Raw genomic sequence first — 17,039 nt, 5'->3', positions numbered from 1 at the left:
GCGTGCGCGTAGAGCCCCTTCGAGGCGACCGGTCCGCGCAGTCCGATATGGTACGACACGGTCGGGTCGAGCAGGCGGGATTCGGCGGCCCGATGAAAGGCAGCTGGCCCAGTGTTTCCGGCCAAGGGATAGGCATCGGTGTGCGCATCCAGGTGCACGACCGCGAGCTCGCGGTCGTGCACCTGGATGCGCACACCGATGCCTATCCCTTGGCCGGAAACACTGGGCCAGCTGCCTTTCATCGGGCCGCCGAATCCCGCCTGCTCGACCCGACCGTGTCGTACCATATCGGACTGCGCGGACCGGTCGCCTCGAAGGGGCTCTACGCGCACGCTCGCGAGCTTGGCTATCAACTGGTGACAATCACAGAACTGCTGGATCGCGGCATTATACCGGTTCTCGACGAAGTCGTTCGGCGTCTCGCCAATCGACCCGTTTACATTTGCTGGGACATGGATTTTTTCGATCCGTCGGTTGCCCCTGGGGTCATCACCCCAAATTGGGACGGCGTGACAGCACGCGAAGGCCTGCAGATCGCGCGATTGCTGCGTCGGCTGAACATCGTCGCAATCGACATCAATTGCGTCAGCCCACTCCACGATGCCGCGGGGCTTGCCGCATTTCTGTGCGCGCGCGTCATCCTCGAGTTTCTTGCCGGCCTGGCCGCGGCGCGGCCCTCTCATAGGGATTGATCGTCATGAACGTCGTACCTACCAAAAAGCCGCTGGATGAGGCCGCGTCGCGCAAGCCTGCTCATGTGATCCGCACGGCGGACGAGGCGCTGACGATCGCGCGAGAGCTTGCCCCGTTGCTCGCAGCCGGAGCCTCGGAACGTGACAGTCAACGTCGCCTGCCGCACGACGAGCTCAGGCAGTTTGTGCAAAGCGGGTTGTGGGGCATCGGTATACGCTCCGAGTACGGTGGCGCTGGCGTTTCGATCGAAACCATCATCGAGGTGGTGGCGATCATTTCAGCAGCCGATCCGTCGATCGGCCAATTGCCGCAAAGCAACTACCTTCTGCTGGAAAGCTTGCATCACATCGGCACCGAGCCACAGAAACGCTTTTTCTTATCGGAAGTGCTCACCGGCAAGGTGATCGGCAACGCTTTTGCGGAATCCGGCGGCAAGAACGTGCTGGACATTCGCAGCCGCATCAGCCGCACGCCGAGCGGTCTGAGGTTGAACGCGCGGAAGGTCTACGGCACCAATGCGCTCTTCGCAGATTGGATACCGATCTCCGGTGTCGACGATGATGGTAACGTGGTTTATGTCTATGTCCCGCACAATGCTGCTGGCTTGTCGGTGCTCGACGACTGGAACGGCTTCGGCCAGCGGACCTCCGCAAGTGGCACGGTGATCGCCGATAATGTGGAGGTCAATCCCGCCCATGTGATTGCGCGCTACAAGTCTATCGGTAGACCAAGCCTGACTGGCCCTTTTGCGCAACTCCTGCATGTCGCGATTGACCTCGGAATTGCGCGAGCTTCGTTTGCGGAAGCGGTGCGGCTTGCGCGCTCGGCCTCACGCCCCTGGATCGACAGCGGACTCCAGCGCGCCCAGGACGACCCGCATACGATTGCCACGCTTGGCGATCTCCAGATCCGTGTCCACGCCGCCGATGCGATGGTCGCGCGCGCGGCCCGCACCCTTGATGCGGTGCGCGACCGCCATGATGAAGCCGATGTCGCGCGCGCATCGGTTGCGGTAGCCGAAGCAAAGGTACCCGCAAACGATGTGGCGCTGTTCGCCTCATCCAAGCTATTTGAGTTCGGCGGAGCGAGCAGCGCCCGCACCAATCTGAACCTCGATCGGCATTGGCGCAATGCGCGAACGCACACGCTGCACGATCCTGTACGCTGGAAATATCATCTGATCGGAAACTACGTGCTGAACGACAAGAACCCACCACTTCACATCTGGGCCTAACGGACGCGGTCGTCGAAGTCTTTTGGCGCCACGGATACGAAGGCGCATCCGTCGGCATGCTGATCGAAGCGATGGGAATTGGCATTCCGAGCCTGTATGCGGCATTCGCCAACAAGGACGAGCTCTTTCGCAAGGCCGTCGAGCGCTACGATGAGAAGTATGGCAAGCTGTTTCGGACGACGCTGGAAGAACCCACCGCGCGGCGCGTTTTTGCGTCCCTCATCCGAGCCGCGATCGTCCAAGCCACGCGCCCAAGGCGGCCCGATGGCTGCCTGCTTACAAGCCGTCGGAGGCGCAACTCGCTCCGATCTGGAAGGCGTGTGGGAAATGGCAATGCGCTGCTCGCCTAGCGCCGAGGCATCTCCCTACTCTCCGCCCTCGTAGAACAGCTCAAGCGGCAACCCGACCAGCGACTTTCCGATCCAGTCCCGCGCGATCACGTTAGACGGTCCGATCGCGATGGCGGCACGAGCATCCCGAAACGATCGTTCAATCGGTCCGCGCCGATAACCGTAACCACCGGTCACGGTCAGCGCTGCGGCAGCCACCTTGTTGGCAACTTCGGCGGCGTGAACCTTGAACTCGGTGAGCGGAATCAGTATCTCGCTCTGGGGCTTGCCGGCGCGCCACAGCTCATCAAGCCTGGCGGCGAGCTCGTTGCGCCACGGGCGCAAAGTTTCGACAAGCACCTTTGCGGCGCCGAGCTCCTGGCGGATGGCCTGATAGTCCGACAGGCTTTTGTTCTTGTCCTTGTGAACAAAGCTCGAGGTGTGTGCGACCGCCGCATTGAGAGCTACGGCGGGCCACGCCTTCCCACACCGCACCAAGACCGATCAGGTAAACAGGCGAAACATCGTCATAGATAATTTCCTTGCCCTGTCCCTCGGCACCGAGGCGATCACGGCTCGGGACCTTGACGTCCCCGTAGCGGATCGGTCCGGAATGATTTGCCCGCACGCCCAGCGCCTCCCACGGGCCCGGATCGATTCCGGACGCCTTACCATCGACGATGAAGAACGAGATATCGGTCTGGTCCTTGGCACCGGGAGAGCGCGTCTGCACCACGTAAAAGTCCGCCTGTCCCGAGCTCGTCGTAAACGACTTCTCGGCGTTGAGAACGTAGTTCTCGCCGTCACGGGAGGCCTCGGAGAAATTGTACCACCAATGCCCGCCGCTCGCCCGCTCGCTGGTTGAATAAGTGCCGAGCAGCGTCCCGCCCGTGGCTTTGAGCCAGCGCTCCTTCTGATCGTCATTGCCGAACAGGTTGATGGTTTGCGCTGCGCCGACATGCATGACGTAGACGAGGCCTGTCGAGGCGTCTTGCTGACCGATGCGATAGGCCGCTTCCGCGAAATCGCCATGGCCGAGCCCGAGCCCGCCGAAACGCGGCTCATTGAGGACCCCGGTCCATCCGGGCGCCGCCAGCGCCTGGAGATTCTCCCGCGGAAACCGGCCTTCGAGGTCATTGCGGTCAGCATGGACTTTGACAGTGGTCTCGATCGCGGCATCGAGGCGGGAATAGATGTCGTCCTGTCCAATGCGCGCGAGATTGTCCTTGCTCATGGGTATTCTCCTCTGTCTGGTCAATAAGAAAATGTTCAGGCGGCCGCATGATCGCCGAGTGCTGGCCTGCGCAATGCGGCAAGATGGGTGGCACTCTCTTCTGGGCTTCCGAGATAGAGTGCCTTGATTTCGGCGCGCCCGCGCAAATCTGCGGCCTCGCCCGCCAGCACAGTCGATCCGCCGTCGAGCACTGCGGCGCGGTCGGCGTAGCGCAGCGCCACCGTCGAGTTCTGCTCGGCGACCAGGATCGACAATCCCTCCTCGCTATTGAGCGCCTTCAGAGCGCTGAAGATCGTCTCGACCACGAGGGGCGCGAGGCCCATCGATGGCTCGTCGAGCACCAAAAGTTGCGGACGGGCCATCAAGGCCCGGCCGATCGCCGTCATCTGCTGTTCACCGCCCGAGGTGAGGCCCGAGGCGGACCGCCGCCGCTCTTTCAGGCGCGGAAACAATGTGTAGACGCGCTCAAGGCCTGCCGCGATCTCGCGTCGCGACAGCCCGCCTCCAATGCCGCCAGCGACCGGATCCGACAAGTTGCTCGCCCTCCTGGAGGGCGACGTCGGTTATCTGGCCGGGCGCCGTATAGACCTGGTAGAGGGCTCCGCCCGAGAACGGATAGACCTGGACCGCGTTGATGAAACCATTGCGGACTGGCTGCACGCGTGCCGCCGCGTTGGCCTGTTTGACGCGAACTTTTGGGTCGGCGGCTTCGGGGACGCGTTTACCAGCGACGAGCGGCTTCAACTGCCCGGGCAGCGGCAGGGGTTTTGGCAATTCCACGATCTTGACGGGCGGCGGCGGATCGGCGGTGAGTGTCGCCGGCTCCGCGGTGTCATAGTTGATGTCAGGCGGGATGAAATTATGCGCAGCCGCCAAGCGCCGAGACTGACATCAGCAAAGCCGCCAACTCTGGTTTGACGATATCGCAACAGAAGTCTAACGCCTTGATTTCATTGGGTCGCTGGAAGACCACAGCATGAACGAGGGGCAGATTTATCTAGGCCGACGCGCCCCTCACCTCTTGCGGGACCGTGACGACGTCGAGCAGGTCGTCCAGACCGCCGGTCTTAGAAAATCGATTGTCATCGAACGGACAGCGAAGGCAAAGCCGGGTGCGTCGTTCTGCGCTTCCTCAAGCAGCACTTGCTGATTGGTTCCGAGTAGGCGCAAGTAATTCGTTCTGCCACGTTCCATGAAGCGCTAATCAGCGTACCCTCTTTTCTCCGCTTGCAGGCCGCGTGCATTGAAGCGGTCTACTCCGTGCGCACTGAGCCACCAGCCAAGCGGATCCCAGACTTGCGCATGCAGAGGGACAGCCAATCCTTGGGCACGACTCGGCTGGCGATCGATGGTGCCGAGGTGCCGATTGGAAAGTGGCGTGGATTAGCAACAGATCGAGCGACACGAGCCGCGCTTGATCGATTGAAGGATATGAAAGCGCAAGGCAGACAGTGAGCGAACGACCGCGCACCAGCATAGCCGCGCTCATCTAAACTGCCTGCTTGTCGATCGATTGAAAGAAAACGAGTGCCAGCGCTGCAGCATCGAAAAGACCCATGCGACGGTCCTCGCTCATCCACGGTTTCCGGGGCGGCGGGACATATACTGTACGGTGACTCCATGCGTCGCCCGCCGGTTCTTCCTCGGCCTTGATTACGATGACGACTGAGACAGCAGCCCGCGAAGCTGACCGGCCGCTTCGGCACTGTTGGGGGTGCGTGTCCAGTCAGCTTCGCTCCATCGAGCGACACCAGACGTGATCTCTTCAGCAGCCGCTTGACCACGGGCTAACGATAGTGCCAATTGCCTCTAACGATCGGGGGCTTCACCTGCGCGCGATCATCGGAATCCGCAGCCGCTTGGTGACGATGCGGTGATCGGCGGCCATATCGCATCATGGAGGGCAATCGGCGGCTAGTGGCGGGGCGGGAGAGATCCGAAGTCGCCCTACATCGCGCGCCTATGCGGCCAGCTTTGGTATCACCCTCTCGACCAATCGCAAGAATCGGGTGTTGCTAGCCCGCGTTTTGAACTTACTACCCCTGGACAACGATCGCGAGCAATGGCGCGCAGCCTACAATGTGAAGCTGTCATTGGCCATGTGGGGGCGCTGGTCGCATTTGCTAGCCGTCAGGCCACGCAAACAACCTTCTGTGGCGACAGGGACGCGACGTCAGCTACTCCCAATTCCAAGCTCTTGCGTATTCTGAATATCGGGATCGGCCTTGCAGCCGAATTCACATTACGCATACGTCGCAGCAAGATCGGTCGTATTCGTGTCGAGGCGAGGTAGCGTCACCATCCCGTAATTGTTGCCGTCAAGAACGGCGGGATTGATCGCAATCGCTCCACCATTGCCGTCGGTGACAGACTGAAGCTGCATTCCATCCGCTCGTTGCGGAATCACCAGTGTCACTCCGTCCAAAGGCGCCGACGTGACCGCCGAGAAACGCAGGGTTTTTCTGTCCCAGCTCCGCAGGCTGACTTGGACCTTTCGTCTTGCCCGCCACCAAACAGCGACATCCTTCATGGACAGGGACGGGATGTTCTTCTCAGTCATGAACTGTGCAAGCTTCTTCACCCTGTCGAAGAACTCCGGAATGGGTGGCGCCAATCCAGCGACAACCACGGGATGGAACAAGCAATCGAAAAAGCCGTAATAGGCGCTGTGATTGCGCAGCACCATTTGCTGGGCTCGCTCGAACAGGTCATCGAGCGGCAGCACCATCGAAGTCTCTGGATTTGGCACCAATTGGGAGAAATAGAAATCGCCGTCGGCGATGTCCATCAAACCATGGGAGATTTCATCGAAGGACTCGAAAGCGGGTCCGGCCAGCGAATAAAGCCGATAGGGCAGAACCGAACCGCAATGAGAATAGCCAGGCCCACCTCCGAACGACGAGTCGTACACGGTTTCCGGCTGGCTCATGATCGCGTATCCCAAATAGTCCTTCAGCCAGGACAGGCCGTGATCACGATTTCCGAAGACGGGGTTCACGCCCCGCTCGCGGAGCAGGTTCGACTGCATCTGAAAATTGGCCGCCGTGAAGTCGGTTGATCCGAAGGTGTCGAAGTGGATCGTCACCTGATGACCCTCGGCCTCCAACTTGGCCAAATCCTTCCTCGACATCGTATTCACGTCTGTGCCCGTCATCAGGACGAAGAACGTATCGTGGCGCTTGGCCTCTTTCGCCATCTCGCCGATCCTCATCGTCTCCGTTGCAACTTGCGTATTCTGGTCGGGTACGGAGATTTCGACATCATGACTCAAGCTGGCAACCGACCGCAGGCCGTTCGGCCAATACCAGAGACGCGGTATCGGCGCCGGCGAGAGCGAGGTGACCATCACTCTCAGCAACCGCTCATGAAGATCGGCTTGGGGGAGGTCGAGCTGCGTATAGTCGATCCAATCGTCAAAAACATTGATCACCGGATTGAAGGTCGTCAACCCTCCGGCCATGATGACCGCCGCGTTCGGATCGTGATCGAGGCCCTGCTGCAATTGATAGATCGTGCGCTCGATATCATAGAGCACCGCCGTTGCGCGTCCGCGGTTCACAACGAGCGGATGCCGCCCCGCCGGTCCCGCGCTGTAAAGCTTATGGAACTGCAACGGATAATTGAAGGTGCCGGAAACCGGATCCCTTCCATAGACATTCGAATAGACCAGCAGGGAAATCTGATCGCGCAGACCCGTTCTCGCAGCGTCGGACGCATAACCGATTGTGGGCGCGATCACGTTGGCGTAGAGATATTTCGGGCCGATATTGGGCAAGACAGGTGGCATGATCCATCCTGCGCCGAAATTGGAGAAGAAGGCTCCCTGGCTGAACAGGTTGAGCGCAACGCGTACGACACCGGAGTCGTCCAAGTATTCGTAGCTATAGCCGAAATCCGTCGGGACCGGCGTCTTGCCGTCGGGCGCAAAGACCTTTGCGCTGCTCCAGGTTCGCCCTCCGTCCAGCGACTCAATGAAGAACGAGCCGTCCTCGAGAAATAGCTGGATTGGCCAAATCCCCGTGCCCGGATTCCAGGTCAAGACGTGTCGAATCCGGTTTTGCAAATTTCCGCCGTCGACCCATGCTCCGTTGCGCAGGATTGCGTAACTATGGCCTCTGCAAACAATCAGGTTGTCGCGAAAGCCGTCGCCCGTGAAATCGCCAGAGCCAGCCGTGGTCGGCGTCACTGGCCCGATCCCCGGCACTTCAAACGGTCCAATGAGCGTGCGGCCCCGTGAATAGCGGTACAGTTCCTGACCCGCCCAGAACCATTCATCGTCGGCAAATCCGTCGCGCGTGGCGTCAAACGCAATGGCGGCTGCCGGGTGGGCCGAGCCGAGCGCGAGGACGCGCGTCTGGGCATCAGCTGGTAGACGATAGAGAAACCGGCGGCCGATCAATTGCAGGCATTCGGAAGAAAGTCCGGGAATCGCCAATTCTTCCGCGGGCCACAGGTAGCCACCCTCCACATCTTCGGACTGTCGCTCGATGCCGAACCAGTCGCGCAGCTCGTTGGCTGGCCACTGGTCACACCATAGCAAAATGACCGATCCGCCCTTGTCTACCCATTGGCGCAGGCTGTTCCGCGCCGACGGGTTTGCCGGCGCGCCGATCACGATAGCCAGGCGCGGCCCGCTGTCCGCCTTCAGCTCTCCGATCTGATCGATTGGGCGCTCGACAAAGCTGATACCTTCCTGGGACAGGGCTTCGGGGATGACGCCGCCGATGCGTCCCGCCGGCTGAAAAACGACGACTGCTGGTCCAGCTCCGAAATCAATGGTGTCTGGCATATGAACCCCGCTTTCGATTTTACAGATCAGCGCTCGACGATTGTTTCCAAGCCGATCGCGGATTCACGGAATCGTTGAATATCGGCATCTGAAACTTCCGGCGGCAGCGCGCGCCGCAAGTTCTCTGTCGGACAGTCACGCAATTCATCCAGCGTCTGCACGCGTGCCCGTCGCAGCCGGCCCAAATCGCGCGGCGCCACACCTGTCCGAGTCAGATCGGCGAACAGCGCTGCCTGAAGCAAAATATCTACATCGATGCCGACTTCTTCCGCCAGGGCCGAGCGTCCCTCTCGCGGTCCTGCTGACCGTAGAAAGTCGTCGATGGTGTGAACGCCTGCCTTGCGCAGCTTTTCGATGATGCCACGATTGATCGATGGAAGACGGGAGAGCTCGCCGAGCTCCTCATCGGCGGCACCATTTCCACCTCTACCAGCGTTGGTGCTGCCATTGGCGTGCCCGTTGCCACGTATGATCTCCGCCTGCGGCCTGCTTGCGACTAACGAGCGTGCCATGGCTGATCCGTGACCATTCATCCCATGACCATTCATCTCATGACGGTTCGGCGGCGGGCTCCCAAAATCACCGCCTGAACGCCGCTCCTCCTGGTCTTCGCCGAAACCAGTATCATGGCCAGCATTGATGTCTTGACCCGTGGCGTCTTGCCCCTTGGGGTCATGGCCGTTGGCGCGCAGCGGGATGCACATTTGAACGTTGTTACCGCTGCGGCCGGTCTCCTTTGCCCCGACGCTGCGGTAAAACGCGACCAGATCGACGCCGTTCACGCTTCGCTTACGGCAGGTCAGCATGGCCGCGGTGTAACCGGTCAACGCAAGAATAGTGAGCTGGGTTTTTAGCAGGACGCGGCCGATGCCTCGCCCCTGTAGCTCGGGCCGGACCGCCAGCGAGTCGATCATGACTGCATGTCGAGGAAGGTCGGGATCACGGAAGCACATGCAGCACGCGATCGGTTCATTCTGCTCCCGCAGGACCAGCAAGTGCGCATCCTGACAAGCCATCCGTTCGCGGAAAGCGTCCTGGTCGTACCGCAGATCTTCAGGAAACGCCGTCTCTAAACCCAATGCAATCTGCAACAGATCCTGATCCAGCGCCGAATGCACCGTCGCGCTTGGCCGGCTGAACTGCGCCTGCAAAAGCCGCTCCGCCTCTCGCAGGACCGTCGGAAGGACCTCAACGTCGCCCGAGCTCAATAGACCGAGCGGCCGATAGAGGATTTGACCAGCCCCCTGGACCATGCCGACCAGTTGAAAGTTCTGCCGCTCATAGAAGCGCGAAAGCTCGGGCGAGATGGTCGCCGTGACGTACAATCCGCGATATCCGGAAATCGCGCTGAGCTCCGCCCGTAGCGCCACCAGCGCCGAACCCAGGCCCTTTGACCGCAAATCGGGGCGAAACGCCAGATCGTCGAGGAAGACATCCTGCCATGAGATCGCGGGCGCAACATAGGACAACGCAAAGCCGACGAGTGATTGCTGTTGCCGGACCAAGAGCAGCTCGGCGTCCTTGAGGATCAGGCGATCGGCGAAGTGCTCGCGGCCGTATCTCAGCTCTTCCGGGAACGCGCTGTTCTCAACCTCAATGAGCTCGCTGATGATCGCGCCCGACGGATCCCTAAGCCTTTCGATCCGCACATCAGCGAGCAGCCGCGACATACGTTGTTCTGCGCGGGCGATAGCATCGTTGCGACGCCACGACAGCTCGTCTTCGTGATGAGCGGGTGGAGCGAAGATCTCGCCCTTCCGCGCCTGCACAACGGGCGCACCAGATTTGCCTATCTTGTTCTTCAGCGTCTCGTTCTCGAGCAGATATTGCTCGACGTCGATCTCGTAGACCCCGCGGCCACCTGTGTACAGCTTCTCGACCGTGCCCCAGCCCACCAGGCTGAAGCAGTAATCGATCACACCGGCCAGCGGACTGTCGTAACCATACGCCTCGGTATAATGGTGCCGCCCGACCAGCGACTCGTCGAGCGCTCCATCGGCCGGATCAGCGGCCTCGAAATAGTAGCTCTCTTGATAGTTGATCGCCTCCGAGCGCGAGGCCATCTGCTTGACGAAATTGGCGAACCCAAGCGGTTTTCCCCAGGGGGCTGCGATGATCGCGACCCGCTTCGCCTTCGCCAGATGGGCATTGGCAACAATGGCATCCAGCATGAACCGCATCGTGCCGTTGTAGCCCCGCAGATCGTGCAGCAGGTCGTTGTAGTCGACCGTATCCATCAGGATCGTGCGTTCGCCGCGCGCGTTCAGTCCGAGATAGAGCGTCGCCAGTCCCAGGAACTCAGGGTAAGGCTCCAGCCAGAACTCGATGATGGGGGTTGCCGGATCTAGGATCAGTCGGCAGATTTCGCCGTGAAACAGACCATTCGGCTTGAACAGGCAGCAGGACAAGCGGGTATTGTCGAAAAGCAATTCAGGAACCAGCTTCGGGCTGCGAATGGCAACCAAGCGCTGCGTCGGAAGATGCTCAGCATCGCCCGATATCTTCTTCTTGATGGCCTGAAGCTCGAGGATGATCTGCTTGACCGACGTTTCGCTGATCAAATCTCCATTGCGGAGCAGGCCTTCCTGTCGCCTTTCAAGTGCGGACAGAAGTTGGTTCACCAGCCGCAAACCGGAGGCTTCGTCCTCATCCTTCAGCAGCGCCTGATAATCTTGCTTGATCACGCCAAAGAATTTCTTGCGATCGAGCCCGAGGTCGATTTCGGGATCTTCATCACGGCTGCCCAGCAACCGCTGAATGGTATCACGCAGCCAAGCGGCCCACGGCTTACGAAGATCGTCTTCGCCCGGGCCAAGCGACAGCAATTCGTCGCGGCTGAATACGATGTGATCGACGTCAAAACCGAGCTCAAGGAGACGCCGAACGGTACGACGCGGCCTCTCGTGTTCTGCGTAATAGGCCTGAATGCTTCCGAAGCGATTCACGGTGCGATAGAGGACGGCGAGATTGGGGTCCGCGGCCGTAAGAGCCGTGAAATTCTCCAGGAACCTCAGGGTCGAGCGCAAAAAAGCGGTCCGCTGCTTGCGCGGCTCGACCTGGGCCAGTGGGACCGATCCGAACTTGCTCACCAGAAAGCCATGCAAGCGGCTTTCAAGATCCCGATCACCGACGAAATGCGCGACCTCCGGAGACAGCTTCATTCGATGCCGCACCTCGCTTACGAACCTGCGAAGCAGCTCATAGTGGCGAGGGTGAACGGCGAGCGCGATATCGAGGTGAACGGCTAACCGTTCATGACTGAACTCATCATCATCAAGAGCCGCCATCTGCAGGTAACGCAGGAAGGGGCCAACGGAATGAGGGGCAAGCCCAAGGATGAAGGTTACAAGCCGATCGACCGGCGCGCCGAGCTGTGAAAGACGCGTCACGACATCCCAGATCGAGCCATTCGCGAACGGCTGAATGGTCTTCTCTGCGCTCTGCGCCCCCAGCGTCTGGCTAGACCACTGCTCATTGTACCATTGCTGGCTGGGCAACGGCTGCCCGTTGAGCCAAGGCGCGGCCGGACCGGACATAGAGAAGGCATGAGGATGGGTCGCATCCGGCCCCGCTGCGGTATGTGCCCAACCCATGGACGGGCTCCGACCCAGACCGGGTGCGGCGAGCGAATGAGACCAATCTGGAGTTCCGAGGATTTGGTCCGTGAGCGAGGCGGCCCCCATATTACTTCCCTCTTAGATTCAAAACTGTGCGGTACGCTTTCGCCTAGACAACGCCCTCGCCTGCCGCGAGGAGCCACGCCCAACCGGACGTTACGATCGCCGGTCGTTAGAAACGGCAATCGAACGTCCGCGGCTGGCCCGCACCTTGGTCAGCGGGTAGCGCGATCCTGGCGGCCGCGCTCTTTTCACATCGAGCCGCAACGCGCATGCCGCGGTCCCGCAAGCGTTGTTCTGTCCTGGCGATGGTAGAACGGACCTCCTCGATCCTGCGCGGTTTGCCCGCAGCGGAATCAGCATTCGCACTTTGTCTGCGACATCAATGACCCTGCCGCCGAAGTACCTGTAGTACTGCACAAGGGATTTTCCGTCCTTGGTGGGTTCGGTGCAGTACAACAGGAAGTCGGTGTAGTTCGTAAGCGCCGGGATCTCGAGCACCGTCTTGACCAATTCCACGCCGATGCGCTTGTGCTGCCACTCCTGCTTGACCGCCAGCACATCGCCAAACATGACATGGTCCGGAAGAATTGGATCATGGTAGCAGAGCGTAAATCCAATCGGGCCATCACCGCTTTTGACGACCAGCACGTAGGCGTCGCGGAACCTCATCCGATCTGAGAACTCATCCCAGCTGTAGCGAATGTCCTCGGGAAACACCGTTTCCAGCGATTGCATCATCTCGATCAAGCCCGGAGTAATCGCCGTGAAGCACTCGATCCGCAGCTGCGGAACGCTGGCGCTGAGCCGCGCATCGAGACGCGCAAGGATTGCGTCGATGGCTTCGCGATTCTCCCGCCCAAACAATGACACCGAGCGCTGGAACAGTCTGCCTCTGTCCGGATAATCCGCCTCCGCCCGGAAGTTCAGCCGTTCGTAGAATCTCATAAGTGGCGATCCCGCGGGATCGAACCGGGTTAGCAGACAAGCTTGCCGAGTGCCACGGACAGACGCAGTGCGCAAAGCCAGCTCCACGAGGGCAGAGCCAAGCCCCTTCTGCCGCTGGTCTGAGCAAACCGCAAGCTCATCAATATAGACAGCGTCATTGGGCAGTATGCCGCTGCGGAACGTCAGCGTCATCCCCACCATTGCGCCGCCGCTGCGCGCGACAAACAGCGTCGCATCCCTTTGGCGCATTCGTTCGGCGTAGTACTGCTCATCGACGAAAGCATATTCCGGAAAGGCGTGCCGATGCAGCGCCAGCAGTTCGGCACTGGTCGCATCATCGATCTCGCGATGGATCTCAAAATGCGCATCAGGAAGCACTGACCTGAGCGCAACTTCCGCCTGCCGCAGCTTTTCTTGGGACCGATGGGTGAGTTCGGCTTCCCGTTCTGCGGGCCGGTCGAAGAAGGCCGCCTCGGTGCCCTCGACGGCTGGCTTCTCCTTGTTGGGAATCGAGTCCAGCAGATGGCGCGCTCCCAGAAAAGCCTGGATGTCGATTTCGAAGACACCGCGCCCGCCGCTCGTCAGCTTGTCGATGGTCTGGTGGCCGACCAGATTGAAGCCGAAATCGATTACACCTTTCAGCGGCCGGTTGTAACCGAGCGACTCCGTATAGTGAAATTGCCCCGTCAGCGAGTTCTGCAGGGCGCTTGCGCCCGGATCGACAGATTCGAACTCATAGCTTTCGAAATAGTGGATAGCTTCGTTTTGCTTAGCCAGCTCGGCAACGTAATTGGCAAAGATGGCTGATCGCCCCCAGGGAGCGGCGAAGACCACCAATTTCTCCGCCTGGCCGAGGAACGCGTCGAACAACAGCGCGTCAAGCATGAAGCTCAGCGTTTCCTGGCGACCGAGCAGATCGAAAATCCGGTCATCGAAGTGATAGGTCTCGACCAGGATGCATCGTTGCCGGTTCGCATTGAAACCGGGATAGAGAGGAATTGCCGCCATGAACTCGGAGTACGGCTCCTGCCAGATCTCCAGCAGGGGTACGGCGGGATCCAACAGAATCCGGCAGATCTCACCATGAACGATACCTTCAGGCTTGAAGAGCCAGGACCCGAGCCGCGTATCGTCAAAAAACAGCTCAGGGACGTTTTTGGTGCTTCGGCGGGCGGTGATCTTTTCGAGAGCTCGCGCCTTCTCCGCGTCGGACACCTTCGCGTATCGCTCGATACGGTGAATATATTCGTCCAGCGTGCTTGCCGGCACCAGCAACCGGAGCCTTTGCAAAACCAGTTTTCGCGCCCGCAGGAGCGGAATCAAGCGCGCCGCCAGACGCCGCGCCGCGGGCAGGCTGTTCTCGGTCTTCACCATCTCCCGGTCGTCCGCCAGCTCATTCAGGAACTTGAACCGGTCGATGCCAAGCTCAATCTGGGGCGCCGCCTGCTCGGTGCCGACGATCGTCGTGATCAGCTCGTCGAGTCCACTGCCCGATGCGGTTCGCCTTTCTGGCTGATCCTCTCTGCTGCGGGAGAGCACGTTCTGACTTCCGAAGACGAGGTAATTCGCATCAAAGCCGGCGCTCGCCAATGCCCGGATCGCCGGGTGCGGAACATCGTGCTTGCTGAAATATTGCTGCAGACTGCCGAACCGGTTCACGGCATCGAGTACGACAGGAATATTCGGATCGTCCGCGACCAGCGCGTCAGCGAGCTCGAGGAACCTAAAAAGCGATTGAACAAGCAGACGCGCATCGGGCCTGCCGTCAGGCTCGGTGATCTTCTCCTGTCGCACACTCGCGAGCATCAGACGCCATAGGCGATCGATGCCCTCGCTCTGCAGAAAGTGCTCGGAAGAGTTCGAGAGCGGACGATCGTCGAGAATGGAGCGAACAATGTCCTCCCAAATAGGATAGTCGGCAGGAGGCGCAGATCTGAGGAAGCGAAGATGGAAGCGCAGTGCTTCAGGTGTCGCGCTTACTTTGAAGACTGCAGCATCGAGATAACGGAGCAGATTGCCCGCGTCTGCTACACCCAGATCCCATACGGCGTTGGTGAAGGCGTCCCACGTCAGCCCCGCCTCGGTGAGAAGCTTGCCGAGGTCCCGGACGGTGACTGGGCCTTCCGCTTCGTCGTGAGCCACCGCGTTCGCCGCTCGACCTGGTGCCTCGAGCCTTAGAAAGGGATTCATCTTCCTTGCTCCCAGTCATGTCGTTACGGCGCCACACTACAAGTGGCATTATGTATAGAGTGCTACTTTAAGGTATGTTCTGATTATGTCGCCTTCAAGACGTAATGCTGTTTGGTTTGTCGCAGCAGCATTGTGAAGTGAGGAGTCGAGATCACAAATTTGACCAGGAGCGTGGAGGAACTCGCTCAAGGCGCGGAAGCCTTTGTGCAGTCTCTCGAGTTTCTCGCTTGCCACTTGCGTTTTCCGAAAGCGTTCGACGACCGCGCTTTCGATGCCGACCTCCAGAGAGGTGAGCGGGATAGGATTCGAACCTATGACCCTGCTGATTAAGCGTCAGCTGCTCTACCAACCGAGCTACCCGCCCGTGATTTCTGTATTCGATCGGAGAACGATATTCAATCCCTGCTAGAACAACATTTCGCTGACGATCACGTGAGTTTGGCACAACGATCGACGAAGGCGCTTCAGCGCGTTTTCACTTTTTGCGTCATGCGAATGAAATCTTATCTTGCGACCTATGGTGCCGGCAGTTGTCTGCTCCTAATCATCCGCAAAAAAGAAACGCGTCATCAGCGGAACTCAACGGCGGCCGCTGTTCTGTCCTGCTGTCTTTCCTGACTCTGTTGCGCGAGGCGCATCAGGCTGACGCCTCACTCCATCTCAGTGAACTGCAGGGGACATTCTCTGATTCGGCGCGCAAGCTCTGTACGAAACGGACGCAACCAGGCGCACCGCGTGTAGATGTGCCCACTGAAGCCGTCTTGCACAACCACCCACCAACAACAGGCATCATCGCAATCGCTGCATATTCCAAATGGGAGGCGACTTTTGATCTCGAAAGTCGCTTTTCTCCTGGGGCCAGTGATGCGAGCGGAGCTGCGAGGCCTGCAGGAGATTTCGAGGAGACTTGAAATGTACAAGCACTTCGTCGTTGCAATTCCCATCAATAAAGCTCGTCGGGCATTCCCTTCAGGGCGCTCGGTGTGAAGCGACCACGCGCAATACAAATCGGCTTTGCTTCCTCTAATCTGCCCAGCGCAAAAAATGCAATGTGCTGATCGCAGAAGATGTCTTCAGAGAGTGGATCGTTTAGAGCAGTCGCCGCATCTACCATATGGGAGACGTCGCATGGCTGAATCATCGGCGGCCGGCATGGCTTGTTGCTAAGGTGGGCGACTCTGGTCTTCCTCTCCTCTCTCAATCTTTCCAAAGCACTCTCATTCTCTATTTGTATTCGTCAGGTCTTGCAGGACGAAGATGACCGTGATCCCACACCACGATATTTCTCAGCGGTGATTCAATCATGTCATTCGACGCCTGACGTCCCTTCTGCTGACAGCCTGCGAGAAACGCAGCCCATCTCATGTACTTCATGATCACGGCACTGCCCCTATCCGCCTCTCATTGGATTGCCGCCCTCCTCCGCGGAGACAATGCTTCTTAAAAGAAGCGCGTAGCGTCGTCTTATACCAAATAGGGTATCAATCTCGCTCCTCGTCCGCAGAACGAGCCCGGCACCTGATCCGAGTCGGGCTTGATCACACCGCGCCATCCTTCGATGTCAACTGCGATATCTTCACTGCTCCGGCCACTTGGATGACACAGTCAGGCGGCGGCGATGAGAGTCCAGCGAAGCGGTCGCGCACACGCAGGATTTAAGCGTGAAGGGCCCTATATCGATTAGTTTGAAGCCTCGCTGTGGTCAGCGCACCTGCTATCGCGGGCGCTTATTCGTCTCTGGTCACCTCGGCGGATCTCGTAACATCCATCCCGTTGAGGGTCGTCACAGCAGCGCTGCAACGGAGCGTCGCGAACTGACGAGCTCCTTTGTACGAAGCGCACCAATATGAGGCCGCGCCGACACACTTCAGATGAGAAACGAGACAGCTCGCTCGTTATGTATCTCACGCGCACTGCTCAGCTGCGAGTGAACGAGCAAATCCGGCTACCGGCTCGACGCGAAGCTGATGGAAGTCCTTCCTAGTAGCGTGATGGCAGAACGAAC

9 protein-coding genes, 1 tRNA gene and 3 pseudogenes are annotated in these 17,039 nt (G+C 59.5%); 3 read left to right on the top strand and 10 right to left on the bottom strand.

Features of this window, described 5'->3' with window-relative positions; genetic code table 11:
- Positions 1-158: arginase family protein (locus FNJ47_RS54715; protein WP_430649395.1), on the bottom strand; the 158-nt coding region annotated here is incomplete at its 3' end.
- Here FNJ47_RS54715 and FNJ47_RS19125 point away from each other — a divergent pair.
- The 3 genes from FNJ47_RS19125 to FNJ47_RS53245 are packed head-to-tail and all read left to right on the top strand — an operon-like array spanning position 93 to position 2,277.
- Positions 93-692 carry an arginase family protein gene (locus tag FNJ47_RS19125; RefSeq protein ID WP_430649394.1) on the top strand — a complete coding sequence of 200 codons (600 nt, stop codon included), beginning with the start codon at positions 93-95 and terminating at the stop codon, positions 690-692. The genes FNJ47_RS54715 and FNJ47_RS19125 overlap by 66 nt on opposite strands.
- 5 nt (positions 693-697) lie before the next feature.
- Complete coding sequence (locus FNJ47_RS19120; protein ID WP_163155751.1) at positions 698-1,927, top strand: SfnB family sulfur acquisition oxidoreductase; 1,230 nt, start codon at positions 698-700, stop codon at positions 1,925-1,927.
- Positions 1,816-2,277: a TetR/AcrR family transcriptional regulator gene (locus FNJ47_RS53245; RefSeq protein WP_283811263.1), complete on the top strand. Its 462-nt coding sequence runs from the start codon at positions 1,816-1,818 to the stop codon at positions 2,275-2,277. The genes FNJ47_RS19120 and FNJ47_RS53245 overlap by 112 nt, the downstream gene beginning before the upstream one ends.
- Before the next feature lie 15 nt (positions 2,278-2,292).
- Here FNJ47_RS53245 and FNJ47_RS51390 read toward each other — a convergent pair whose 3' ends face one another.
- The 9 genes and pseudogenes from FNJ47_RS51390 to FNJ47_RS19075 all read right to left on the bottom strand — a co-directional run bounded on the left by FNJ47_RS51390 (position 2,293) and on the right by FNJ47_RS19075 (position 15,398).
- Positions 2,293-2,661 carry an acyl-CoA dehydrogenase family protein gene (locus FNJ47_RS51390; protein ID WP_235999973.1) on the bottom strand — a complete coding sequence of 123 codons (369 nt, stop codon included), beginning with the start codon at positions 2,659-2,661 and terminating at the stop codon, positions 2,293-2,295.
- Positions 2,564-3,490: an acyl-CoA dehydrogenase family protein gene (locus tag FNJ47_RS19110; protein WP_235999968.1), complete on the bottom strand. Its 927-nt coding sequence runs from the start codon at positions 3,488-3,490 to the stop codon at positions 2,564-2,566. Before FNJ47_RS19110 ends, FNJ47_RS51390 begins: the two co-directional genes overlap by 98 nt.
- A gap of 35 nt (positions 3,491-3,525) precedes the next feature.
- Positions 3,526-4,011 (bottom strand): annotated as a pseudogene (locus tag FNJ47_RS19105) (ATP-binding cassette domain-containing protein); the annotation flags it as partial.
- Positions 4,010-4,382 (bottom strand): annotated as a pseudogene (locus tag FNJ47_RS19100) (P-type conjugative transfer protein TrbG); the annotation flags it as partial. The pseudogenes FNJ47_RS19105 and FNJ47_RS19100, both read right to left, overlap by 2 nt.
- Positions 4,383-4,493: 111 nt before the next feature.
- A pseudogene (locus tag FNJ47_RS51385) lies at positions 4,494-4,690 on the bottom strand (hotdog domain-containing protein); the annotation flags it as partial.
- A 1,042-nt stretch (positions 4,691-5,732) separates the two neighbouring features.
- A complete protein-coding gene (locus FNJ47_RS19090) occupies positions 5,733-8,279 on the bottom strand; it encodes a hypothetical protein (protein ID WP_163155749.1) in 2,547 nt (848 codons plus the stop codon).
- A 26-nt stretch (positions 8,280-8,305) separates the two neighbouring features.
- Entirely contained in the window at positions 8,306-11,872 is a 3,567-nt protein-coding gene (locus tag FNJ47_RS19085; protein WP_163155747.1) for a GNAT family N-acetyltransferase, read from the bottom strand.
- A 180-nt stretch (positions 11,873-12,052) separates the two neighbouring features.
- On the bottom strand, positions 12,053-15,034 hold the full coding sequence (locus FNJ47_RS19080) for a GNAT family N-acetyltransferase (RefSeq protein ID WP_163155745.1): 2,982 nt from the start codon (positions 15,032-15,034) through the stop codon (positions 12,053-12,055).
- 290 nt (positions 15,035-15,324) lie between these two features.
- Positions 15,325-15,398: transfer RNA gene (locus FNJ47_RS19075), tRNA-Lys, on the bottom strand.
- Positions 15,399-17,039 lie beyond the last annotated feature (1,641 nt).

Source organism: Bradyrhizobium uaiense (assembly GCF_010811875.1).
Classification (GTDB): domain Bacteria; phylum Pseudomonadota; class Alphaproteobacteria; order Rhizobiales; family Xanthobacteraceae; genus Bradyrhizobium; species Bradyrhizobium uaiense.
This window is presented reverse-complemented; position numbering and strand designations above follow the sequence as displayed.